Source organism: Paralcaligenes ginsengisoli, assembly GCF_054781135.1.
Genome location: NZ_BAAGUZ010000026.1, coordinates 56590 through 79807, shown reverse-complemented (window position 1 = coordinate 79807; position 23218 = coordinate 56590). Strand labels below are relative to the sequence as shown.

Here is a 23218-nt window from a genome sequence, read left to right as displayed (position 1 = left end):
AGGCGGGGGCTTTCGGCGGGCCATGTTTGAGCGCAGCCGCGCCAGCGGCGTAGCGAGTTGGCCCGACGCCCGCCTGGACGAGGTAGATCCGGATCAAGCACGCCGTGCCGGTCCTGACCCCAAGCCCCGATAGACGGCGTCTTCAAATACCAAACCGTAAATACCAAAGCGACCAAAACATCCAATCCCGTAAACCACTCGAACCAAAAATATGCTGGAACGCCTGTTCAAAACAAGGCTTGGAGCAAGAATATCAAACGGAAGAATCGTCATCCTGATCGCCAAGGATCTGGCGCAGGCAATTGGCGGAAAAGCCGCGCGAAGCCAGGAACCGAAACTGCCTGGCATATTCCTTGGCGTTTTGAGGAGCTTGCGAAAATTTTTTTGCCCAGACCCCGCGGGCGCGTTCGACTTCGGTGCTTTGCAGGCTGGTGCGCAACGCGGAGACTTGCTCGTCGGCCAGGCCATGCCGCTTTAATTCCTGCATGATGAGCGCGGTGCCCTGGCGGGCCGCCTTGCGATGCATCAGGGCTTGTGCAAAGCGCTCGTTCGACAGCCATTGCTCGCGCTCCAGCTCGTCGAGCACTCGTTGCAACTCGGCGGGATCGTCGGTGTGCGCAGCCAGTTTACGTTCGAGTTCGAGGCGTGAATGCTCGCGCCGCGACAGAAAACCTACGGCACGAGCCTTGAGGCTCAAGCCCGAAGTTTTTTTCTTGCTCCCGGAAGAAGCAAGCTGTTCGAAAGCATCATCGTTATCGAACTTGTCTGGCATGTTAAATGGCAATCAAATACACCAAGAGCAGTGCTGGCAGGCCACGACTGGATCGATTATCGAGCCAGCCGGGACAAGCGCGCCATGCCTTATTCGTCGGCTTCGGCTTCCGCCTCGACAGCGTTGGCGGGCTCCCTTACCACTACGGCAGCCTTGGCTATCACGCCCAATTGTTCACGTACCCTGTTTTCGATTTCAAGAGCCATGTCGGGATGCTCTTTAAGATACTCGCGCACATTGTCCTTGCCCTGGCCGATGCGCGTGCCGCCGTAGCTGAACCAGGCGCCGGCCTTGTCGACGATATCGGCCTGGACACCCAGGTCGACGATTTCGCCTTCGCGTGAAATGCCGCTGCCGTACATGATATCGAACTCGGCCTGCTTGAATGGCGGGGCCACCTTGTTCTTGACCACTTTGACGCGGGTTTCATTACCCACGACTTCGTCGCCCTTCTTAATGGCGCCGATACGGCGGATATCGAGCCGAACCGAAGAATAAAACTTGAGCGCATTGCCGCCTGTAGTGGTTTCGGGATTACCGAACATGACGCCGATTTTCATGCGGATTTGATTGATGAAAATAACCATGCAATTCGTTCGGTTGATACTGGCCGTAAGCTTGCGCAAAGCCTGGCTCATAAGACGAGCCTGCAGGCCGGGAAGCGAATCGCCCATATCGCCCTCGATTTCGGCTTTGGGCACAAGCGCCGCCACCGAGTCGATGACGATGAGATCGACCGAACCCGAACGCACGAGCGCATCGGTGATTTCAAGAGCCTGCTCGCCTGTATCGGGTTGTGAAATGAGCAGATCGGCCAGGTTGACACCCAGCTTGGAGGCATACTGAACGTCGAGCGCGTGCTCGGCATCGATAAAAGCGCAGGTACCGCCCACTTTTTGCATCTCGGCAATGACTTGCAGGGTCAGTGTGGTTTTACCGGACGATTCGGGGCCGTAGACCTCGATGACACGACCGCGCGGCAAGCCACCTACGCCCAGGGCGATGTCAAGGCCCAGCGAACCCGTGGAAACCACCTGGATATCGTGTTCGACCTTGTTGTCGCCATAGCGCATGACGGAACCTTTGCCGAACTGCTTGTCGATTTGCGATAAGGCGGCAGCAAGTGCTTTGGCGCGCTCGGCGGTAGCGGCTTTGCTATTTTTGTCGTCCATGTACGATCCTTGGCTAAAAAAATTGAAGTTGGACGCGGTAGCGCCCACTATGATCCGAATGATTATTGCACCAAATTATACTGTATAAACAAACAGTAAATAAAAATATTCGCCGAATTCATCGTTATCCCTTACTGGTCGGCGTTCCGGCCACGTGTCAAAATGAAACATTCCACGGGGGAATCAAGATCAACAGGCCAGGGACATGCATATTTTAATCGCTGAAGACGATAGTATTCTTGCGGATGGACTTTCCCGTTCGCTACGCTACGACGGCTACGCCGTCGATGTCGTCAATGACGGTTCCAGCGCCGATTCCGCCCTGCAGCTCCAGGCTTTCGACCTGCTTATCCTCGACCTGGATCTGCCGCAACTGCACGGCCTCGAAGTTCTGCGCCTGCTGAGGCAACGGCACACCCCCATACCGGTTCTCATACTGACTGCGGCAGATGCCATCGAACAACGCGTCAGGGGGCTCGACCTGGGCGCCGACGACTACATGGCCAAACCTTTCGCCCTGACCGAGCTCGAAGCCCGCGTACGGGCCCTTACCCGCCGCAGCTCCGGCAACAGCACCACCGTGCTCAAGCACAAGAATCTCAGCTTCGACCTGAATGGGCGCATTGCCAGGATACATGACCAGCAAATCGAACTGTCTGCGCGCGAAACCAGCCTGCTCGAAATTTTTCTCTCGCGCTGCGGCCGCATGATCAGCAAAAACCAATTCGTCGACCTGCTGTGCGAATGGGGTGAAGAAGTCACCACCAATGCCATCGAAGTGTATATCCACCGACTGCGCAAAAAGCTTGAACCCAGCGGTGCGCGCATCATTACGGTGCGCGGCCTGGGGTATTGCCTCGAACCCGAATCGCGCAACAATTCGCTCGCCGCCTGAGGCGGCGCGGCACGCGCGCCCGGCGGCTCCGCCACATCAACGATCTCCAGCGCCCAGCGTACAAGCCTTGTTCAAGCCACCTCCACCGCAGAAAAAAAAACCCAACAGAACTCTGCTGAGCAAAATCCTGATATGGATGTTCGGGCCCCTGTTTTTGTTATGGACAATCGGTATTGTCATTACGTACTTTATTGCCCAGAATATTGCCAACGCCCCCTACGACAAGACACTGACCGGCCACCTGCGCCTGCTCATGCACGAAGTGGAACAACAGCAGCTGGCCAACGGAATACGCCTGTCGCCCTCTGCCCAGACCATCCTGTTCGGCGACAGCTCGCATGCCACTCATTGGCAGGTCCAGGACGCCAACGGCAAATCCCTGGGCGGCAATGCCGACATCCCGCTCCCCCAGAACTGGTCCTACGAAGTCGACAAAATCAAGTTCCGCAACGAAACACTGCTGGGTCAGAGCGTACGTGTGGCATATATATGGGGCGGCAAAGACCAATCCGGACAGCCGTTTTTGACGGTCGTCAGCGAAACCAACGAACCGCGCGCCATCTTGCAGCAGGAAATCCTGACCGGCATGCTTACCCCTCAGTTGATCGTGCTGCCCCTGGCGGCGCTGCTGGCCGGCCTGGGCATGACGCAGGGCCTTGAGCCACTGAGCATTTTGCAGGAGCGCATCCGGGCACGCCCCCCGAACGATTTGTCGCCCATCAGCGAAGACCTGGCGCCGGCGGAAATCACACCGCTCATTGCGGCCATGAATGGCCTGCTCACACAGCTGGCCGCCAGCACTGAAACCCAGCGGCGCTTTGTCGCCAATGCGGCGCATCAGCTTAAAACCCCGCTTGCCGGCATACGGACCCAGGCCGAACTGGCTTTGCGCGAGCAAAGTCCCGAGAAAATGAACGCCAGCCTGGAACAGCTCGTCAAAGGCTCGGAGCGCGCCACACGCCTGGTCAACCAGATGCTCGCGCTGGCTCGCGCCGAAAGATCGCTCGAGCCCCACACCAGCATCGTCGAACTCAATGCCCTGGCCCGGCAGCAAACACTGGAATGGGTTGAAACAGCGATACATAAACACATCGATCTGGGTTTTGAAGCAGCCACGCAAACCGTGTCCGTACGAGGCAATGCGCTGATGCTCGCCGAACTGCTCAATAATCTTGTCGACAATGCCCTCTTATATACCCCGGCGCAAGGGCGCGTCACGGTGCGGGTCGGCAGCGATCCCGACTGGGCCTTTCTTGAGGTCGAGGACTCCGGCCCGGGCATCTCGCTGGAAAACCAGCAGCGCGTATTCGACCGCTTCTTCCGGGTGCTGGGCAGCGAAGTGGACGGCAGCGGCCTGGGCTTGTCGATCGTCAAGGAAATCGCCGAGCATCATCAGGCGCAAATCGAATTCATGAAACCGACGCCACGAGCCGGCAATCTATCCGGAACCCGCCTGCGCATCCGTTTCAGCCACGTGCTTCCCGACGACGAGGCAAACACATGAACCGGACCACGATTGCCATAAAAACCGCCGGCGGCATTATCGGCGCCACCTCGCCAGCCGCGCGCCGCCCCATGACATCCGAAGAACGGCGTGTCATTTTCGCTTCCTCGCTTGGGACGGTCTTCGAGTGGTACGACTTTTATCTGTACGGCTCGCTCGCCGCGATTATTGCCAGCCACTTTTTTTCGGGCGTCAATCCGACCGCCGGCTTTATTTTCGCGCTGCTGGCCTTTGCGGCAGGCTTTGCCGTACGCCCCTTCGGCGCGCTGGTATTTGGGCGGCTTGGCGATCTGGTGGGCCGCAAATACACATTTCTAATAACCATCCTCATCATGGGACTGTCCACATTCCTGGTCGGAGTGCTCCCATCGTACAGTTCAATCGGCATTGCCGCCCCCATCATGCTGATTTCGCTGCGCATGCTCCAGGGCCTGGCGTTGGGCGGCGAATACGGGGGCGCGGCCATCTATGTCGCGGAGCACGCGCCGCAACATCGCCGCGGCTTCTATACCAGTTGGATTCAAACCACCGCCACCATGGGCCTGTTCCTGTCTTTGCTCATGGTTCTGGGCATACGCAGCGTCCTGGGCGAAGAATCTTTCCTCGACTGGGGCTGGCGCGTCCCCTTCCTGATTTCGTCCGGATTGCTTGGCATCTCGGTCTGGATCCGCATGCGCTTGAACGAGTCGCCCGCCTTCAAAAAAATGCAGGCCGCCGGCGCGGGCTCCAAAGCGCCGATCAAAGAATCGTTCGGCCAATGGAAGAACCTTAAAATCGTATTGCTGGCGCTGTTCGGCCTGGCCACAGGCCAGGCCGTGGTCTGGTACACGGGGCAGTTCTATACCCTGTTCTTCCTGACAAATACTCTGGGCGTGGAAGCCAACACAGCCAACATCATGATCGCCATGGCCCTGCTGCTGGGCACTCCATTTTTTGTGATCTTCGGCGCAATGTCGGACCGCATAGGGCGCAAACCCATCATCATGGCGGGCTGCCTGATTGCAGCACTGGCCTATTTTCCGGTATTCAAAGGCATTACGCATTTCGCCAATCCCGCTCTTGAAAAAGCGCTGACCAGCGCACCGGTCACCATTGTGGCCGATCCAGCCACCTGCTCATTCCAGTTCAATCCGGTCGGCATCGCGTCCTTTACCAGTTCCTGCGATATTCTCAAATCGTTCATGGCGGGCAACTCAGTCAACTACGTCAATGCCGCAGCCCCGGCAGGCTCGGTGGCCAAGGCCCGCATCGGCCAGGACGAATTCGAATCGTTTGAAGGCAAGGGCCTGAGCAAAGCCGACTTTGCCGCGCGAACCGCCGAACTGAAAAAATCGATGACGCAGGCCATACGCAGCCACGGCTACCCCGCCAAGGCCGACCCTTCGCAAATCAACTATGTAATGATTGTCGCGCTGCTGACCATACTGGTCATACTGGTGACCATGGTTTACGGCCCGATTGCCGCCATGCTGGTCGAGATGTTTCCCACCCGCATACGCTACACCTCCATGAGCCTGCCCTACCATATCGGCAACGGATGGTTCGGCGGCTTCCTGCCGCCGGTAGCCTTTGCCATCGTGGCAGCCACGGGCAATATCTACGAAGGCCTGTGGTATCCGATCGCCATTTGCTTTACAACATTGATCATCGGAACGTTCTTCGTTAAAGAGACGCGCGACAACGATATCAATGCCTGAGCCGGACGCATGGCGTACCGGTCATTGCCGAGGCGCGGCTTGTTTCAGGCTAACGTCAGCGTACAGGATTAGAATTCGTTGCATAGAAAGAGCTCACGAATCCGGCTATAAAACTACTGATCCCCCTGTTTCATAGTTGCGCGAGCTTTTTTCTATCACTGATGTTGCGTCCCCCGCGAGCCTTTTTATGGCGCAACATTGTGTGCTCCCGTATCGGCCCGGTGCTTAGGCATTCCGGGCCGTTTTTTTTGCATGGCCAAACCGTGCCCCGGGGCTACAACACTCTGCAACAAGCCGATCATGAAAATGGGCTTACAATCGGCGCTCCCTCTTTTACGACGCAGGTCGACCGCTTGACCGCGCCGCAACAACGCACACACGCTATCCAGATTCAAACTATGTGGTTCAAAAACCTTAAAGTCTTCCGCCTCGCCCCCACTTGGTCCTGCACCGCCGACGAACTCGAAACAGCTCTCGAAAAGCAGGCATTTCAACCCAGCAATTCGCAGGAAATGCAAAGCCTGGGCTGGGTGCCGCCGCGTGAAAACGGCGGCTTGGTGTATGCGCTGAACGGGCAGCTCATCGTCAGCCTGCGCGCCGACAAAAAGCTGCTGCCGACAACGGTCATCAATCAGGTCGCCCGCGCCAAGGCCCAGGATATCGAAGAGCAGCAAGGCTACAAGCCGGGCCGCAAGCAAATGAAGGAAATCAAGGAGCAGGTCATCGACGAGCTGACTCCGAAAGCCTTCAGCATCTATCGCGACACCCGCGTCTGGATCGATACCAAGAATCATTGGCTGGTCATAGACGCGGCGGCAGCCGCCAAAAGCGACGAAGTCCTGGGCATGCTGGCCAAGGCCATCGACCCTTTCCCCGTCAATCTATTGCATGTCGAGTTGTCGCCGGCCTCGGCCATGACCGACTGGCTGGTCGGCGATGAAGCTCCCGCCGGATTCAGCATCGATCAGGACACGGAGTTGCGCTCGACCAGCGAAAGCCGGGCCGCGGTCCGCTACGTTCGGCAAAGCATAGATATCGACGATGTGCAGAAGCATGTGCAGGCGGGCAAGCAATGCACACGCTTGGCCCTGACCTGGTCCGACCGGATTTCCTTTGTGCTGACCGAAGGCATGGACATCAAACGCGTAACGCCCCTGGATGTTTTACGCGAAGGCCAGGACAGCGCCTCTCATAATGAAGATGAACAATTCGACTCGGACATGGCCTTGATGACCGGCGAGCTGACGCGGCTCATGAGCGCCCTGGTCGATGCGCTGGGCGGCGAGAAAAAAACATTTTAAGGTCTTGGCGCAAACAAACGAATTTTCTTGCGCGCTGAAACGGCACCCACAAGGGGTGCCGTCACTTGTTCAATCCAACCGTGAAAATCAATCCATGCCGTGGAATACGCTATCGTCGGGGCCGATATGCGAAGGCGGGTTCCACGTAACGTCGCGCTGAGAATGTTGCACCAGGCCTTCCACTCCCAGCAGCACGGCAAAAATTGCCATGCGCACCGGAATGCCGTTATCGGTCTGCCGGAAAATCGCCAGACGCGAATCGTGATTCAGGTCCACACTTAAATCGTGCGCGCCCTCGCGGCTATCGCGGGGCAAGGGATGCATGACGATGACATCCGGGCCGCAGCATTTATCGACGATCGCCTTGTTGACCTGGAAGTCCGGCGTATAGCCTTCCAGTTCTTCCTTGGCAAAACGCTCTTTTTGAACTCGCGTGGCATAAATCACATCCACGCCGACCAAGCCTTGTTCAAGCGAATGCGTCTGCTCGATGACATGGCCGCGACTGCCGGTCTGCTCGAGAATGTAATCGGGCATCTCCAGCCCGCGCGGCGATATCAGCGTAAATTTCAGGCCGCGGTACAAAGCCAGCAGCTTGATGAGCGAATGGACCGTCCTGCCATATTTAAGATCGCCGACCATGGCTATATGAGCGCCATCCAGCAGTTTTCCCAAACGGGAAAATTCAGTCAGTATGGTGTACAGATCGAGCAAGGCCTGGCTGGGATGCTCGCCCGGGCCATCGCCGCCATTGACCACGGGGATATTGGTGGCCTGGGCAAATTCGGCCACGGAGCCTTTTTCGGGATGGCGAATGACCATGGCATCGACATACCCGCTCATGACGCGGCTGGTATCGTAGATCGATTCGCCCTTGGCCATGGACGAAAAGGTGAAGCCGGTGGTGTCGCAAACCGAACCGCCCAAACGGCAAAACGCGGCCCCGAAACTGACGCGGGTCCGCGTGCTGGCTTCGAAAAACAGGTTTCCCAGCACAGCCCCTTCAAGCACGCGCGACACCTTCTGGCGTCGTGCAATCGGCTGCATCAGATCGGCGATGCGAAACAGTTCTTCCACCGATTCGCGTGAAAACTGATCGACAGATAAAAGCTGATGCTTCCCCTCGTAAGCGATTCTCTCACGCAAAGGGCCCGACTGTGCGCTTTGCGCATACTTTTGCAACAAGGTGTCGTTTTCGACTATTTCAGTCACAAAGCGGGTAACCACCTCGGGCATGGCGCGAAACTCTTGGGATCCTTCCGGCAGCAGCCACGTGTCAAGCGCCCGGCGCTTGACTCCAATACGTCCGGCAAAGATGTCGCGGGTGAGATTCAGGCGACGCATGGCATCGCGTAAAAAAACCTGTTGCGAAATGGACATCTGAATCACCCCCTCAATGAATATATACGCAGAGCGTATATTTTATTCCTGGGAAACGAAGTTGACGACCACTATTTATTGAAAATGGTAAAAAAAACACAGATACCATTCAGTTGCAAGCAGGCAGGCTCAGGCTCGCCGATTCAAGAACACCACCTTCCTAGGCCCGGATCCGGACTCGACATCATCGGATGCGCGGCCCGACTGGTCGAGCGGAGCAATGCCCTGCTCTTCAGACTGCTGGGAGTAGTCACCCCCTTGCGACGCCAGGCCGGACAAGCCCAGCGTGAACCAGCAACCGATGACAAATGCAGCCAGGCTCAGGCTATAGGCGACCATGGCACAAAACAGGGGAATCCAATGCGAGCGCCTGGACTGGCCGCTTATCATCTGGCCGAGCAGGCTTGTCTGAACCAGGTAAAACCACAGCAATGCCAGGCCGCAAAACGCCAGACCCGCCGTAAAGGCGGCCAAAGGCAAACGCAGCGTGGAAGATGACACATCGGCTTGAACCAGGCCCAGCGAGCACAAGATAACGACCAGCACGCCCAGGCCGTTAATCCATGCCAGGAACTTGAATCCCAAGGTTAGTACACCGCTCAAAGCCTGATAGGCATAAGCCCGTCCGAGTCGGTTTGAACTCATATTGTCTGTCACAGCAGGCACACCCCCACTTCTGCAATGCCGCCTGGACTCAAGCCGGCCTGTATATCCATGATACGCCTACGATATCCCAGGCAAAAAACGGCACCGATCGCAGTACCGTTTTTTGCCTCCGCGCAGCTATTGCCGCACCCCTTCAGGGTTCGCTGGGCGAGCCGGTACCTATTTAGAAGAAGCTGGCGCCGCAGGAACCGGGTCCGGCGCCACTTGGGACTTTGCACCTGGCCCCGCTATCGCCTGGGCAGCGGCTGTGGCATTTTGCTCGGTACCCACAGCGAATACCAGTTGCGACGCCGTTACCGGCATTGAATACCCAGGCGCCGCCATCATCGTATGGCCCACCACCAGGGCCAGCCGCTTGCGAGGATTCTTCGTTGTAACGTCAGTCACTTTTTGCTGGCCGCCGCTGTTAAGGTCAAGGGCAAGCAGGCCCACGCCTTCTTTATTGGTGCCCGCGCGAACTCCCGTGAGATCGACCCGCGTCAGCACAGGCTGCGGATTCACGTACAAAGTGCCTGCCGAAATTTTCACCGCGGTCCAACCCGGCTGAACAGTGGTGTCGGCCAGAAACACCGCCACCGCCGCTTGCTGGTTGGCACCTTGCGGAGCAGCTTCAGGCGAGGTCGTTGCCGATGGCTGCGTGGCTGCTTGCGGCTGTGTTTCCGTGGCAACCGTATTTTTCTTGCCGGGCATGGTCTGGCACGCGGCCAGCAAAACCAGGCTGGCTGGCACAACGATACGGCCAAGCAGACGAATAATTTTCATGGAATGCCCCTCACAAGTTACACAGTATTTGAAAAGTTTAACAGGACGGCAGACTTACCCCGGGCAATATTTGTCAAAATTTAGGTGTAAATATAAAAAGACGTGACACAATGCCGCCAAAGCGACAGTGCGCCTTCAAAGAACGGGCACAAATCCTGCCTCGGCAAGCATGACCCGATCACGGCAGCGCCCGCATTTCATGAGTACGTAAGCAGAATCCTGCCATAATTAGTTGTTTACCCAATTGTTTTGGAGAGCCTCGTGGCTGACAACAAACCTAAATTTTCCGCCGGATTGGTCGTTGCTGTAATAACTCTGGTATTTGCCGTTGTATTTGGCTCCGTCGTTGTGCACGGCGAACACATGATTACCAAGCAGGAAAGCGGCAGCCGTTCCTGAGTCCTGATCAGCACCGCTCGCGACGTATACGTATGCAAGCAATTAACGTTGGGCAGTCTTTCTGACCGACGCACCGCGCACTTCGATATGGACTGTATCCAGCACATTCCCAAGTGCATCCAACAAGTCGATCCGATGCTTGCCCGGCCACGGCATCCAGGCCAGTTCGCCTCCGTGCCCTACCACTTCCCGACCAATACGCCACTGCACATTTGTTGCCTCCGATCCTGCCAGATTGGCGGCACGCAACACAGCCCTCTGGTTGGCGGGCGGTATGTCGGGGTCCAGAGCCAGAATCGTGCCGTTCACAGGCCGGATTATCCGCAAGGCATCCTGATCGGCATGTACCAGGTCGGCGCTCAAATGCACGCGTCCAACCTCTGTATCGCCTAAAAACACATCCTTGCGCGCAGGCTCGATATTGCCGTCGAACACGACCGATCGCGACACGACACCTACGGGTTTGGGCGGCTGCCTGCTTTCCCGTCCGCGCTGCAAATAGCTGATGACATCGTGCCAGATCGGGCCCGCCCCCGAAACGCCGGACACCTCGCGCATGCTGTCGCCGTGGCTATTGCCCACCCATACGCCCACCGTATAGTGCTGCGACCAGCCCACGGTCCAGTTATCCCGCATGTCTTTGCTGGTACCGGTTTTCACCGCGCTCCAGAACGGCGTCGTCAAGGGGCTGTCCAAGCCGAAAGTACGTGTACGGGCATGGCGATCCGACAAAATATCGCCGACTATCCAGGCCGCCGCGGCGGTAAAAACAGGCTGCTGCGGCGTTGGTTCCGAAGACAATAAGAACCGCGGCGACGAATAGCGCCCCAGATTGGCCAATGCGCGATAAGCGTTGGTCAGGCTCAGCAATGTGACGTCGGCGCTGCCCAGGGCCAGGCTATAACCGTAGAAATCGCCGCTGCGATCCAGCGGCAAGCCAAGCTTTACCAGGCGCTGCTGGAATGCATCGGGCGTGACCATGACCAGTGTCCGCACGGCGGGAATATTCAGGGATGACGCCAAGGCCGTACGCACGCTGACCCAGCCCGAAAAATGTTTGTCGTAATTTTGCGGTATGTACAGGCCATTGCCGGTCGGCAGGCTGAGTGGAGCATCGTTGAGCAAAGACACAGTGGTCAAGCGTTCTTGCTCCAGCGCCTGCGCATACAGGAACGGCTTGAGCGTCGAACCAGCCTGGCGCAAGGCGCGCGCATTGTCCACCTGAGCGGTCAGGGACAAGCCCCCCGACGACCCGACATAGGCCAGCACCTGCCCGCTGGAATTATCCAGCACCACCACCGCCGCATCGCGCACATTGCTGGCCTGCAGGGCGCGCACATGACGGTCCACGCTATCCATCACATAGCGCTGCAAAGCACCGTCGATCGATGTGCGGACGGACTGGCCTGCCGCAAGCGGATGCTGCCCCAGAACCAGGCGCGCATAGTGCGGGGCCAAGCTGTCGGTATCGGCCCTGCGAGCTGACTTGTGCAGCAAGCTGCGATAAATGAAATCGTTCAGCCCGCGACACTCCTGCGGCACATTCAAGTCGGACAGCAAACCGCAAGCGCGCTGCGTCAGCACTGACCTGGATGCATTGGGTCCTCGCAGCAAGGCGGCCGCCACCGCGGCCTCGCGGGCATCGAGTCCACTGGGATGTTTTTGAAACAGCACCCTGGCCAGAGCATCGACTCCCACCAGTTCCCCGCGAAAGGCCACCAGATTCAAGTACGCCTCGAGAATCTGGGGCTTGGTCCAGCCCCGATCGAGCTCGCGCGCCTCTATAGCCTGGTCGATCTTCTGCGTCCAGGTGCGTCCCGACGAGCCGCGGCGATACTCGGCATCGAGCAAAGCCACCAATTGCATGCTGATGGTCGAAGCGCCTCGACGCTGGTCATGCCATAAATTGCCCCAGGCGGCGGCCGCCACGGCCTCCCAGTCAACACCGGAATGAGAATAAAAACGCCGATCTTCGGAAAAAATGACGGCACTTTGCAGGGCGGGCGAAATGTCGCCCAGCGCAATCCAGTCCCCCCGGCGGCCCTCGTAGTCGCGGCGAACACGCTGCAGGAGCCCTCCATCGCGATCGAGCACCCGCACGTCCGAAGCGCGGTATGCGTCCTTGACCTCCTGGTACGAGGGCAAGGCGGCGATGGCGCTGCCGCAAGCCAGCATGAGCAGCACCAGCAACACCAGCCGCGTTACTGCGGAGCGCTCGCGGCCGTAGCCATTCTCGACGGTTATTGCGCCAGACATGGCTACGGCACCTTGACGGCCTGCACCGCCAGGCCCGCGCTATTGGGCACCATGCCGTACACATCGGGCTGGTACATGGCCTCGATGCGGGTTGGCGGCAAGTGAAACTGACCCACGGTATTCAAGCGAACCGTATATTCAACGCTGCTGGCACCTTGCGGCAGGTACTCGTAGTAAGCGCGATAAGAATCAAAGCCGCGTTCGACGAAACTGGGCCATATGTTTTTCTCGCTATCTGCGGTACTGGCGGCTATGGCCGAATCACGGCCCAGGCCGCTGCCCAGGATGGTTGCGCCACCGGGTATCGGATCGGTCAAAACCGCCCAGGTGCTGGGGGTTTTAGACTGGATATCGATCTTGACGCGATACACGTCGCCGCGCGACCATACCCCCGGTACAGCCTGGGAAACCGAGGTCACCGTACGCGAGATCTGATAACCCGCCATTACCGGCTTGACAACAGGCACGGCGGCCATCGATCTCACGGTTGCCCACGCCTGACCCGGGCCCTTCTGCTCGATCAGCAAAGTATCCGACGACGCGGACCAGGGGCGGAACAGGCCTTGCATGCGGACTCCGGCCTTCTCGGGCAGGGAGTCCCAATTGACAGTTCGGCCATTGGGATCCGACTGCAAACGGACCTGGACCTGGCCTGAAATCGGCGTTTTCTCGTAATGCTGCGCAAATTTCTCGAGCGCCAGGCTGCCCAGGAGGTTGGCTGTGGTTGTGCGCCATGCCCCTTTGGTCTGCGCATGCAGCAAGCCTTGCGCCATGCGCGGAATATCGTCTTCCCATCCCGGCTGGCCGATGGTCGTCAACATAAGCTTGGCCATATTCACCTCGGGACTGACCATCAGCCACCACCAGTTGTTCTGGGCATCGTCGGGAAACGCCAGCTCGGTCCCACGGATCAGCAGGCGCGCCATGATGACCTGCCGTGCCTGCTTCATTTGCGCCGCCTGATTGGGTATTGCCGGCACTCGCTGCAACACCGCCAGCCAATCGATCACCGCCGAGGTCGGCCAATGATCGGGAGCAATGGCAATGCTGTCGAGCAGCCGCGCATTGACCAGCCCTTCGCGCGATAGCGCCTCCAGGACCAGCAGCTTGCGCACGTCCAGGTCACGCTGCGGGGCCCAGGAATTGCGCACTATTTTCCCCTGGACAAACGCCAGCAAGCCCCGCTCCACGGATTCCCTGGCCGCATCGGGCAAGGCAAACGGCAGGCCCAGCGCCTGCGCCTCGTTGCTGGCGACCAGCAGATAGGCTGTCAGCACTTCGCTGCCGTGGCGCATGCCTGGAAAATACGTCAGCAAACCATCGCCATCCAGGTAATTGGGCAATTGATGCATGAGCGTCTGCCAGCGCTTGGCGCTGCGCAGGCCCAAAGCCGTGGACCCAAGTTGCTCAAGGCAGGTGTACGGGTAGCGCGCGAACCACTGCTTGACACCCGGCAAACCTCCCGCCAGCGACGATTGAAGAGTCACCTCCAGGCCGCCGCGCGCACGGCCGTCGGGACCGCTCAGCGCTCCTTGCGGCACGGCAACACGCAAATCGATGGGTTGTCGCGCATCAATAGGCAGCAAAGTCGCTTGCATGGCGGTCACCGGCACGCTGGGTATCAAGGCTTGCGTCACGGCCAGGCGATCCGAAGCCGGGGATGCGACGTTCTGTTCACTGGCCTGCATCTGCCATTTCAGCGTGCCTGAGCCATCGAGCTGTTTGCTGTCGGGCGCCAGCAAAGTCCAGCTGACAAGCTGTGCGGCACCGGCGGGAATCTGCACTTTTTGCGCGGCAAGCGATTGCCCCGTCACCTCCGCACCGCCGTAGCTGGCGCTCACATCGACAGTCATCGCTCGCGAAGTGGTATTGCGCACGGTCACCGTGGCCTGATAACGGTCGCCGCTTCGGACCAAAGCCGGCAAGCCGGAAATCAATTGCAGATCCTGGGTCGTGGCGACACTGGTGCTGCCTGTGCCGAAACGCCCGGCGCCGTAATCGGCGATGGCCACCAGCTTGAAGCGGCTGATGGAGTCGTTCAGGGGCACGGTCAGTTGGGCCTTGCCATCCTGATCGAGTTGCACAAGGGGCTGCCAGAGCAACAGCGTATCCAGCAATTCGCGGGTCGGGCTTTTGCCCCCGCCGCCGCCCGCGGGCAAGGCCTTGCGGCCATAATGACGTCGCCCGACGATCTGCATCTGGGCTGTCGATGTTTCCACACCGTAGCTGCGACGCTGACGCATGGCCCCCAACAGATCCCAGCTGCTATTGGGCAAAAGCTCCAGCAAAGCCTGGTCTACCGCCGCAAACGCCACCTGGCCATTGGCCGCGGGCTTGCCATCGGGCAGGCTGACCTGCACCGTTACCTTTGCCTTGCCCCGGACCTGGTAAGTGCTTTTGTCGGCACTCACCTTGACGATCAATTGATCCTGGGTATCGGACACCTGGATTTCAGCCAGGCCATAACGGAAGGCCGGTTTGGACAAATCGACCAACGCGGTCGGGGCGGCATAAGATTCCCGGCCCTTGCCTGTATATGCGCTGTACCAGACGCGGGGCTGCTGCCAGCCCCAGGTAAAGAACGAATACCAGGGCACTTCGCGCAAACGCCCGCGCAACACCAGCACCGAGACATAGACATTAGGCCCCCACTCAGGTTTGATGGGCACGCTGACGCTGGGATCGACTCCGGATAGCGTCACTACCTGCGTGGCCAATACACCCTCGCGTTCAACCGCGACCAGTGCCGTCGCTTCGCGAAAAGGCATGCGCACCTGAAAACGGGCTGTTTCCCCCGGCTTGTAGGCCTTCTTTTCGGGGATGACATCAATGCGATCGTCGTTCTGCCCTCCAAACCACAAATCGGCAGACCCTACCACCCAGATTGTCGAAGCCGCACGCGATACATGGCCTTGCGCATCCGCGACACTGGCCACCAGTTGGATCGAGCCGGCCTCTTTCAGGTCGACCGAACACTCCAGCAAACCCTTATCGTCGGTTTTACCCTGGCACACCGTACCCAGATCCCGGGTCTCGACATGACTGTCGTAGCTGTAGAAACCGCCCACCATGCGCTTGCGAATCGAATACGTAGTGGAACGCACCGCACTGACGGTCATGGCGACATTGGCCTGAGGCTGGCCGGCGGGCGAAAGCGCCACGCCACGTACCGCCGTGGGCTGCCCCATCTGCACCCAGCTTTCCGAATGTATGCCCGCCAGCACACTGGCCGGCCATACCGGCACGGTTTGGCTCAGGGTCTGGATCTCGCCATTCGGATCGGCAAAACTGGCTTCAAACAGCAGGTCTTGCGCTCGCTTGAATTCGGGCAGGGAATCGATCGCCAGACGCCCGCCGCCCTGGGCATCCAGCACTATCGATTTTTTATTCATAAACAGCGACTGGGCGTCGTCGGAAGCGGACGGCGATTCGGCTTCCATCTCGTCGGTGCCTTCATCCCGATTCGCATCCCCCGCCTTGGGCTCTTCGAACGAATAGTCTTCATACCCATCGAAGCGCACAGACTTGTCGCGCGCCACACCAGACAGGCTTACAGGCAGTTGCCCCGCGGCACCGCCCGAGACGTAGGCAATCTGTACATCGGCATTCAGTGCCTTGGGGGCCACAAGCGCCCCGCTCCCCGCCTGGCTGCTGATCTTCAAACTGCCTGTGAGCACCGGCAACTTGAAAGCCTCTACCCGAAAATCGCCGCCATACAGACTGCTATCCTGCCCGCTGCTCGGCATATCGTCCGGCCTGTCGTCGCCCGCTTCGGCAGCATGGGCATGCCGGCGCACCAGCGTCACGCTATAGTTGCCCAGCTTGGCCGTTGCCGGAATCGCGAACTGGCTTGCGGCGCTCAGTCCCCCTGACGATGTACTCGACCAGACCAGCGACTGCTCATAGCGTTGATCGGAGCCCTGGTGTTCGATCACCAGGGTGTTTGGCAATTTATCGGGATTAGGCACGGCCAGGCCATGGCGGGTTTGATTGCGTATGAAATGCTTCATCGACACTGTTTCGCCGGCACGCAGCAAGGTACGGTCAAACACCGTATGCGCCACCACCGACAGCCAGGGGCTGGTGTCGGTGGGCACATTGAAACGCCACGACTCGATGCCTTGGTCCCAGCCCGAAAACACAAAGGCAAAATCGGCCTTGTGGCGGGCCAGCGGATGGCTGGCGGGAATCCGGGCCGATACAAAGATTCCGCTCAAACCCGTGTCTGCGCAGGATTCGGGGCTTGCAAGCGCCTTGGGATAATGCCATATGCCCTGGGCATTGGTCTTGCCCGTGGCCAGCAATTGGCCGGAACAACTAAGTACCGCGATTGCCGCATCCGGCACCACCTTGCCTTCGTCGAGCGTAGTGACCCAGGCCAGCACGTCGTCGCGGCCGCGCTTGAGATGCACCCCGAGATTGGTAACCAGCACCGAAGTGCGTACGAACATCGGCTTTTTCGGTTCGATCAAGGCATTGCCCAAGCGCGCCGATTCAATCTCGATGACATGAAAACCCGGCTCGACCGGAATGCCAATAACCTCGAACGGCCTGGGGTCGTCCTTGGTCGCCCCGGGCAACTTCAATTGTCGAGCCGCCGCTTGCGTATCGAGCACCGAAATTTCGCGGGTATTGATGCTTTGGCCTTTGTCGGACCCGGGTTTCTTGTCCGCCATGATCGCTTTGATCTGCCTGGGCGTCCAAGTGTTTTCATGAAACCGCCGGATCCGTGCAAACCAGTGCAGCACATCGACGTCATCCTGCGGCGTGTAGTCGCGCACCTTGCCCGTAGAAACGCTGAGTTCCTTGCCAGGCAAAGCCGCTTCGACATTGCGCACGGTCAGAGGAACGCTGGCTGGGTAGTCGGCCTCCGAACCTCCGTCCGGCTGATTGGCGAAACGCTCGATCACGCCGAACGGCGCCGCCGCGAATTTCACCAAAGGCGGAAACGCCGCGGTCCGGGTAGAAAGCGGAAACTGATCGGCATTGGCCAGCGCACGTCCGGCGTCGTCTTTCAGACCCACGGGCACTATGATGCTAAGGTCGGCCAGTTCGGGAAGCGGCCCATCGAACTGAACCTGGTTGACGAGTGCCGTTCGCTCCGCCCCTTTCTCCATGGACGGCGCCCGTTCGCCCGATGGCGTCTTCAGGCGGATTTTCTGCGCATCGTCGTAAGATATGGGGGCATTGAAGTCGAGTCTGATAGGCAGTACAGGCGTACACGCCGCCTTGGCATTTTCCCGCTGGCAACTGAAGGTGGCCTTGAATGGCTCACGCACCGTATAGTCCAGTGTTTCGGCTTTTAACGAAGCAACCCCCGACAGTGTCTTGACGCCGGGGCCGACCTTCAATTGCATTTTGGCATTGGCGGGCAGGCGGCGCTTGCACTGCAGCACCTGAATGGCCGCATCGCCCGCCGCTTTCTCGGGAAAATAGCTGGCTTTCAAAATAGCCTTGCGTGCATCGCCGGTAATCAGGCGCACCGGCACGGCTTCGCCCAAGCCTTCAACCAGGCACGAAGTACTGGCCAGCAACGACTCAGGCGCCACAGCCCCATTGAAATGCAGCACAAAAGCCTGGTCTTCATCGATGGTGGAATCGTAAGGCCGCGAATCGGCGACGATCGGGCCACCGGTCTGAAAGGCAAACAGAGTCTTGCCCGACAGGGCCTGGCCGGCAAGCGTACGGAAGGCCGGCCGAACCTGTGCCGAGCAATGCACCCCAGGCCCCGGAGCGGTCGTGAAAACGTAAGTCCAGTGCCTGCCATCAACCCAGCGCCCGCTACCCTTGACCGCCACGTCGTCGCACACGACATCCAGCGGCGGCGCCGCCTGCGCGTTGCCGAATTCAATGACGGGAACATCGAATGTGGCCTTGACGCTTTCAATCCGGGCCACCTGCCCCTGCGGCGAAAGCTGTGCTATCTGCGCGCCCCACGCACCCGACGCAAGCAAAAACAATCCCAGAGCAAGTGTTCTGATGCCTATCATTGAATCCTCTTTCCTTTTTTGCTTGTGCCCAACATCAACCGCACACCGCAGGCATTTTATGTGCCCCAAACCCGACTGACAAAGTAGCCTGCTTTGCAAGATCCCGCAAGGCTGCGCGGGCGATGGCACACAGCTCGGACACAACGCGGAGCGACCCTCTAAAACAGGGTATGAGTCAGGCACAGGCGGGCACGCTCCCCGCGCGCCGTACCGCGGGCGGGAAATATTTGAGACTTTATGCCATAATTGCGGGCTTAACGGTGGGTTTTCGCCCTAGGCGCGAGGCTTGCCGTTTGCCCCTCTAGCTCATGCTTGGTTAGAGCAGCGGACTCATAATCCGTTGGTGCCGTGTTCGACTCACGGGGGGGGCACCAAAATTCATGCGGGTTACGGCCGATCTTTGCGGATTGGCCGTTTCGCTTTCTGGCTCATGCAGATGCTGTGTAGACTCGGATGCTCAACGCCTCCCTGTCGCAGAGGGCCTTGGTACTGCGATGCCCGATACGATCAGGCAACAGTTTTCTCAAGTTTGATAACGGCACGGCTGCCTGTAGCCTCGGCATAGCGTGAAAGCGTGCGTAAAGACGGCATTGTTCGGCCACTTTCCAGCCGGGCAACCGTCGATTGCGTTGTGTGCATCCTTTCGGCAATCTCGCCTTGCGTCAGTCCAGCGCGTGTACGCGCTGCTATCAATTCGCGGGCAATGGCAAACTCGGGCGCTTGTTTATCGTATTCAGCGCGGGCTTCCGGATCAGCCAGCACGCGGCTTTTCAGTTTAGATAAATCATTCATCGTTAAGCCTCCGTAGGCGTTCATGAGCTATATCCATAGCCTTGCGTGGGGCTTTCTGTGTTTTCTTGCTAAACACATGAAGCACTGTCAGCACCCGCCCGGTGCGAGCTATATAGATTGCACGGGCTATACCGTCACGGCCTGTCATGCGTATTTCCCATAACTTGCCCTCCAGCGGGCGAACGTGTGGCATACCCACTTGCTGCGGGCCGAACTCAGTCAGCAGCTCGGCAATATGCAGAAATCGGGCACGTATATCGGCCGGCAATGCCAGTAGTTCGTTTTCTGCGGCCTGCAATAGCTTTACCTGCCATATCATGAGTTTATCTCTTTTTTGCTATATTAGATAGTTATCAGGCTGCGGTCTTATGAATCGGAATGACTTTGGCCTTCACAAACCTGTGATGCCATTATTTCGGTCGGCTACCGCGTTGGCGACGATTGAGCACGAGTTTGACTAAGAGTTGTTCTACCCTAACGTGCCAGCCGCGCGTCGTAACCGCCATTTGCTTGCCCGGCCTGTGGAGCAGTTAATCAATGACAACATTCTTGTTCTCGTACAGGCGTTCTCATACATTTGCGGCAACCCCACGCCAGTGCCATAATTGAGGCCCTTCAAACAAGCTCTTCATTCAAGGCCAATGCGGTCACTACGCCGAGAGGATATTTCGCGCGTCCAGTCCACCTATGAGCGACGCCCCTTTCAGTTTCAGAAAAATTGCTGTCTCGGCATTTGGCCCGTCCTTGCTTTTCAGCATAGGCGAAGGTTCGATATTACCCATCATCGCGCTCAGCGCCAGGGATCTTGGCGCGTCGGTGGCGCTCGCGGGGCTTATCGTAGGCCTGATCGGCATTGGATCGCTCTTTAGCAATATCCCTGCCGCGCTGATCATTGCCCGATACGGCGAAAGGCGTTCCATGGTCGCCGCAGCGGCATTCAGCGTGCTGGCGATGATCTTTTGCCTTATCCCGAACCAGATATGGCTGCTGGCACTGGGCGTGCTGATGATAGGCATGGCTTCATCGGTACTCATGCTGGCCAGGCAGACATATCTTATTGAAGCCGTGCCTATCCACATGCGCGCGCGAGCCATGTCGACACTGGGCGGCACACGGCGTATCGGCATATTCATCGGGCCGTTCCTGGGCGCGGCGCTGATGCATTACATGGGCTTGCCGGGCGCGTACTGGATCGCGATAGTGGCGATGTTCAGTTCCGGACTGCTCGCCTTTACCGTACCCGATCTTGAAGATCATCTGGCATCGAAAAATACCGGCGCCAACACGGCGCCGACACTGACGAATATTGCGCGGCATCATTGGCAAATATTCCTGACACTGGGCTTCGGCATCTTGCTGGTCAGCGGGCTGCGGTCCGCCCGCCAGATCGTCATACCATTGTGGGCGGATCACCTGGGCTTGAGCCCCACGGCCACCGCAATCATTTACGGTACGGTGTCCGCGATTGATATGCTGGCTTTCTATCCTGCGGGCAAGGCCATGGATCAACACGGCCGGCTTTCAGTCGCGATGCCATCCGTCATCATCATGGGAATCTCGCTGATTCTGATACCAATGACAGACGGCCTGGTCAGTTTTGTGGCCGTATCCATGATGATAGGCCTGGGCAACGGCATCGGATCGGGAATTATCATGACACTGGGCGCCGATGCCTCCCCCCGCATCGGACGCACCCAGTTTCTGGGCATTTGGCGGCTGATCGCCGATGTCGGCGCCAGCGGCGCACCCGCCCTGCTCTCCGCCGTCACCGCACTGGCCTCACTGGCCAGCGCCGTGGTTGCAACCGGATTGCTCGGTTTTATAGCCGCCAGTGTTTTCTGGCGGTGCTTGCCGCGTACAAAGCCAGACCGGCCGCGCTGACATCAACGCCCTCCAGACACATCGACGATGGCGCCATGCACATACGACGCGGCATCGCTTGCCAGCCACAACGCGACAGCCGCCACCTCGGCGGCCGTCCCGGAGCGCCCAAGCGGGACCAGCGACTTTGCCAGTTCCCTTACATGCGCAAGGCCGCCGTGCATCTCATGGATCTCCGTTTCGATAAGCCCGGGCCGCAGGCCATTCACGCGAACCCCCTCCAGGCCGACCTCTTTAGCCAGGGATAGGGTGAAAGCATCCATTGCGCCTTTGGACGCGGCATACGCCGCGCCGCCGCTCAGCCCGCCAAGCCGGGAGGCAACCGACGACATATTGATGATGCAGCCGCCCTTGCCGCCGTGTGCGTGTGACATGCGCCGGATCGCCTCGCGCGAGCAATAGAAAGCGCCAAACATATTGACACCGAAAAGCCCTGAAAGATTAGACTCGTCGGTCGTGTCGACACGAAAGTTCGCAAGCTTCCCGGCATTGTTGACCAGCACATCAAGAGGGCCATACTCTGCGTCAAGCTCGCAGAAAAGACGTTCGACGTCGTCAAGACGGCTGACGTCGGCCTGCAGGGCAACAGCTTCGCCGCCGCTATCGCAAATTTCGCGAACCAGTGCCTGGGCGGCTGCCTTGCTGCCAAGATAATTGACCCCGACTTTGTAATCGGCCTTGCCGGCGGCCCTGGCAATTTCAGCCCCAATGCCGCGGCTTGCGCCGGTAATCAAGATGGTTTTTTTCATTCGCTTATTTCAAGAGCTGTCTTGTCTGCAATCATTTGGGTTCGATATTGGCGTCTTTAGCCAATTTTTTCCATTTATCAATCTCGGAAGCAATGAAGCCCTTCAATTGTTCGGGAGCCATGGCCATGGGCGTAACGCCGACGTTGCCGAACCGTTCTTTCAATTCCGGATTCTGCAAGGCCCCCGTCATTGCCGTATGCAGCTTGGCGACGACCTCCGAAGGAATTCCTGCCGGCCCGACCATGGCAAACCAGGCCGTAATGTTATACCCCGGCAACTCTTCCGACAGCGTCGGCCAGTCGGGTGCCAGTGTGCTGCGCTTCTCTGATGTAATGGCGATAGGGCGCAATTTGCCGCCTTTGGCCTGCGCCATGGCGTTGCCCAGATCCACGAATGTAAAGTCCAGCGTTCCGCCCAGCACATCGTTCACCGCCAGGGGAATTCCCTTGTAAGGTACCGAAAGCACGTCCAGTCCAGCCATTTTGTCCAGCAAAGAGATGCATATCTGTGAACTGGAAGAGCCATAACCCGCACTGAGCTTGCCCGGACGCTGCTTCACATAAGCAATGAATTCACGCAGATTCTTGGCGGGGAAATCGGGCTTTACCATCAGCACCAAGGAAGTCTCGCCTGCCCCCGAAAGTGGCGTGAAATCTTTGTTCGGATTGTAGGGAATGTTTTTCAACAGCGCGACATTGGAGGCTATGGCCGAATTGGATGCGAACATCATCGTATAGCCATCGGGCGCGGCCCGAACAACCTCCATGGCCCCGATGGACCCTCCGGCGCCAGGCTTGTTCTCTATGACAAAAGATTGGCCCAGGGCCGACTGCAACTGCTTGCCAACCAGCCGAGCCGCCATATCGGTGGCGCTGCCGGGCGGAAATGGCACAATCATGTGCACAGGCCGGGCGGGATATCCTTGAGCGAACGACGCATGTACGGCAACGCTGGCCCCCAGGGCCAGGCCCGCCATCTTGAGCAGGTTCAATAGTTTCATGA

17 protein-coding genes and 1 tRNA gene are annotated in these 23218 nt (G+C 58.6%); 7 read left to right on the top strand and 11 right to left on the bottom strand.

Going from position 1 to position 23218, the window contains the following annotated elements; genetic code table 11:
- Positions 1 to 253: 253 nt before the first annotated feature.
- The gene (gene recX / locus ACYVIS_RS12860) at positions 254 to 772 is read right to left on the bottom strand and encodes a recombination regulator RecX (RefSeq protein ID WP_460874135.1); all 519 of its coding nucleotides are present in this window, start codon (positions 770 to 772) and stop codon (positions 254 to 256) included.
- An 89-nt stretch (positions 773 to 861) separates the two neighbouring features.
- Entirely contained in the window at positions 862 to 1944 is a 1083-nt protein-coding gene (gene recA / locus ACYVIS_RS12855) for a recombinase RecA (protein WP_232743400.1), read from the bottom strand.
- Positions 1945 to 2149: 205 nt separating this feature from the next.
- On the opposite strand from recA, the gene ACYVIS_RS12850 reads away from it, so the two are divergent.
- The 4 genes from ACYVIS_RS12850 (at position 2150) to ACYVIS_RS12835 (ending at position 7341) form a co-directional block, all read left to right on the top strand.
- Positions 2150 to 2839, top strand: coding sequence for a response regulator (locus ACYVIS_RS12850; RefSeq protein WP_232743401.1), 690 nt, complete (start codon positions 2150 to 2152; stop codon positions 2837 to 2839).
- A 67-nt stretch (positions 2840 to 2906) separates the two neighbouring features.
- Positions 2907 to 4343, top strand: a complete 1437-nt coding sequence (locus ACYVIS_RS12845; protein ID WP_232743402.1) for a sensor histidine kinase — start codon at positions 2907 to 2909, stop codon at positions 4341 to 4343.
- A gap of 71 nt (positions 4344 to 4414) precedes the next feature.
- A complete protein-coding gene (locus ACYVIS_RS12840) occupies positions 4415 to 6040 on the top strand; it encodes an MFS transporter (protein WP_232744554.1) in 1626 nt (541 codons plus the stop codon).
- A 398-nt stretch (positions 6041 to 6438) separates the two neighbouring features.
- The gene (locus ACYVIS_RS12835; protein ID WP_232743403.1) at positions 6439 to 7341 is read left to right on the top strand and encodes a recombination-associated protein RdgC; all 903 of its coding nucleotides are present in this window, start codon (positions 6439 to 6441) and stop codon (positions 7339 to 7341) included.
- 87 nt (positions 7342 to 7428) lie between these two features.
- Here ACYVIS_RS12835 and ACYVIS_RS12830 read toward each other — a convergent pair whose 3' ends face one another.
- From ACYVIS_RS12830 to ACYVIS_RS12820, 3 genes are all read right to left on the bottom strand, one after another.
- Positions 7429 to 8721: an aspartate carbamoyltransferase gene (locus ACYVIS_RS12830; protein WP_232743404.1), complete on the bottom strand. Its 1293-nt coding sequence runs from the start codon at positions 8719 to 8721 to the stop codon at positions 7429 to 7431.
- A gap of 129 nt (positions 8722 to 8850) precedes the next feature.
- Positions 8851 to 9366, bottom strand: coding sequence for a G-protein coupled receptor (locus ACYVIS_RS12825; RefSeq protein ID WP_232743405.1), 516 nt, complete (start codon positions 9364 to 9366; stop codon positions 8851 to 8853).
- Positions 9367 to 9546: 180 nt separating this feature from the next.
- A complete protein-coding gene (locus ACYVIS_RS12820) occupies positions 9547 to 10149 on the bottom strand; it encodes a hypothetical protein (protein WP_232743406.1) in 603 nt (200 codons plus the stop codon).
- 261 nt (positions 10150 to 10410) lie between these two features.
- On the opposite strand from ACYVIS_RS12820, the gene ACYVIS_RS12815 reads away from it, so the two are divergent.
- Positions 10411 to 10548: a hypothetical protein gene (locus tag ACYVIS_RS12815; RefSeq protein WP_232743407.1), complete on the top strand. Its 138-nt coding sequence runs from the start codon at positions 10411 to 10413 to the stop codon at positions 10546 to 10548.
- Positions 10549 to 10590: 42 nt separating this feature from the next.
- Here the strand turns inward: ACYVIS_RS12815 and pbpC are convergent, their stop codons facing one another.
- Together pbpC and ACYVIS_RS12805 are read right to left on the bottom strand one after the other, a co-directional pair.
- Entirely contained in the window at positions 10591 to 12804 is a 2214-nt protein-coding gene (gene pbpC, locus ACYVIS_RS12810; RefSeq protein WP_460874134.1) for a penicillin-binding protein 1C, read from the bottom strand.
- 2 nt (positions 12805 to 12806) lie between these two features.
- Positions 12807 to 18794, bottom strand: coding sequence for an alpha-2-macroglobulin family protein (locus ACYVIS_RS12805; RefSeq protein WP_232743408.1), 5988 nt, complete (start codon positions 18792 to 18794; stop codon positions 12807 to 12809).
- 295 nt (positions 18795 to 19089) lie between these two features.
- Here ACYVIS_RS12805 and ACYVIS_RS12800 point away from each other — a divergent pair.
- A tRNA-Ile gene (locus tag ACYVIS_RS12800) sits at positions 19090 to 19168 on the top strand.
- A gap of 133 nt (positions 19169 to 19301) precedes the next feature.
- Here ACYVIS_RS12800 and ACYVIS_RS12795 read toward each other — a convergent pair.
- Complete coding sequence (locus ACYVIS_RS12795; protein WP_460874133.1) at positions 19302 to 19610, bottom strand: helix-turn-helix domain-containing protein; 309 nt, start codon at positions 19608 to 19610, stop codon at positions 19302 to 19304.
- Positions 19579 to 19905 carry a type II toxin-antitoxin system RelE/ParE family toxin gene (locus ACYVIS_RS12790; RefSeq protein ID WP_460874132.1) on the bottom strand — a complete coding sequence of 109 codons (327 nt, stop codon included), beginning with the start codon at positions 19903 to 19905 and terminating at the stop codon, positions 19579 to 19581. Before ACYVIS_RS12790 ends, ACYVIS_RS12795 begins: the two co-directional genes overlap by 32 nt.
- Positions 19906 to 20273: 368 nt before the next feature.
- Between ACYVIS_RS12790 and ACYVIS_RS12785 the strand changes: the two genes are divergently transcribed.
- Positions 20274 to 21467 carry an MFS transporter gene (locus ACYVIS_RS12785; RefSeq protein ID WP_460874131.1) on the top strand — a complete coding sequence of 398 codons (1194 nt, stop codon included), beginning with the start codon at positions 20274 to 20276 and terminating at the stop codon, positions 21465 to 21467.
- A gap of 2 nt (positions 21468 to 21469) precedes the next feature.
- Here the strand turns inward: ACYVIS_RS12785 and ACYVIS_RS12780 are convergent, their stop codons facing one another.
- Together ACYVIS_RS12780 and ACYVIS_RS12775 are read right to left on the bottom strand one after the other, a co-directional pair.
- Positions 21470 to 22216, bottom strand: coding sequence for an SDR family oxidoreductase (locus ACYVIS_RS12780; RefSeq protein ID WP_460874130.1), 747 nt, complete (start codon positions 22214 to 22216; stop codon positions 21470 to 21472).
- Positions 22217 to 22247: 31 nt separating this feature from the next.
- Positions 22248 to 23216, bottom strand: a complete 969-nt coding sequence (locus tag ACYVIS_RS12775) for a Bug family tripartite tricarboxylate transporter substrate binding protein (RefSeq protein ID WP_460874129.1) — start codon at positions 23214 to 23216, stop codon at positions 22248 to 22250.
- Positions 23217 to 23218 lie beyond the last annotated feature (2 nt).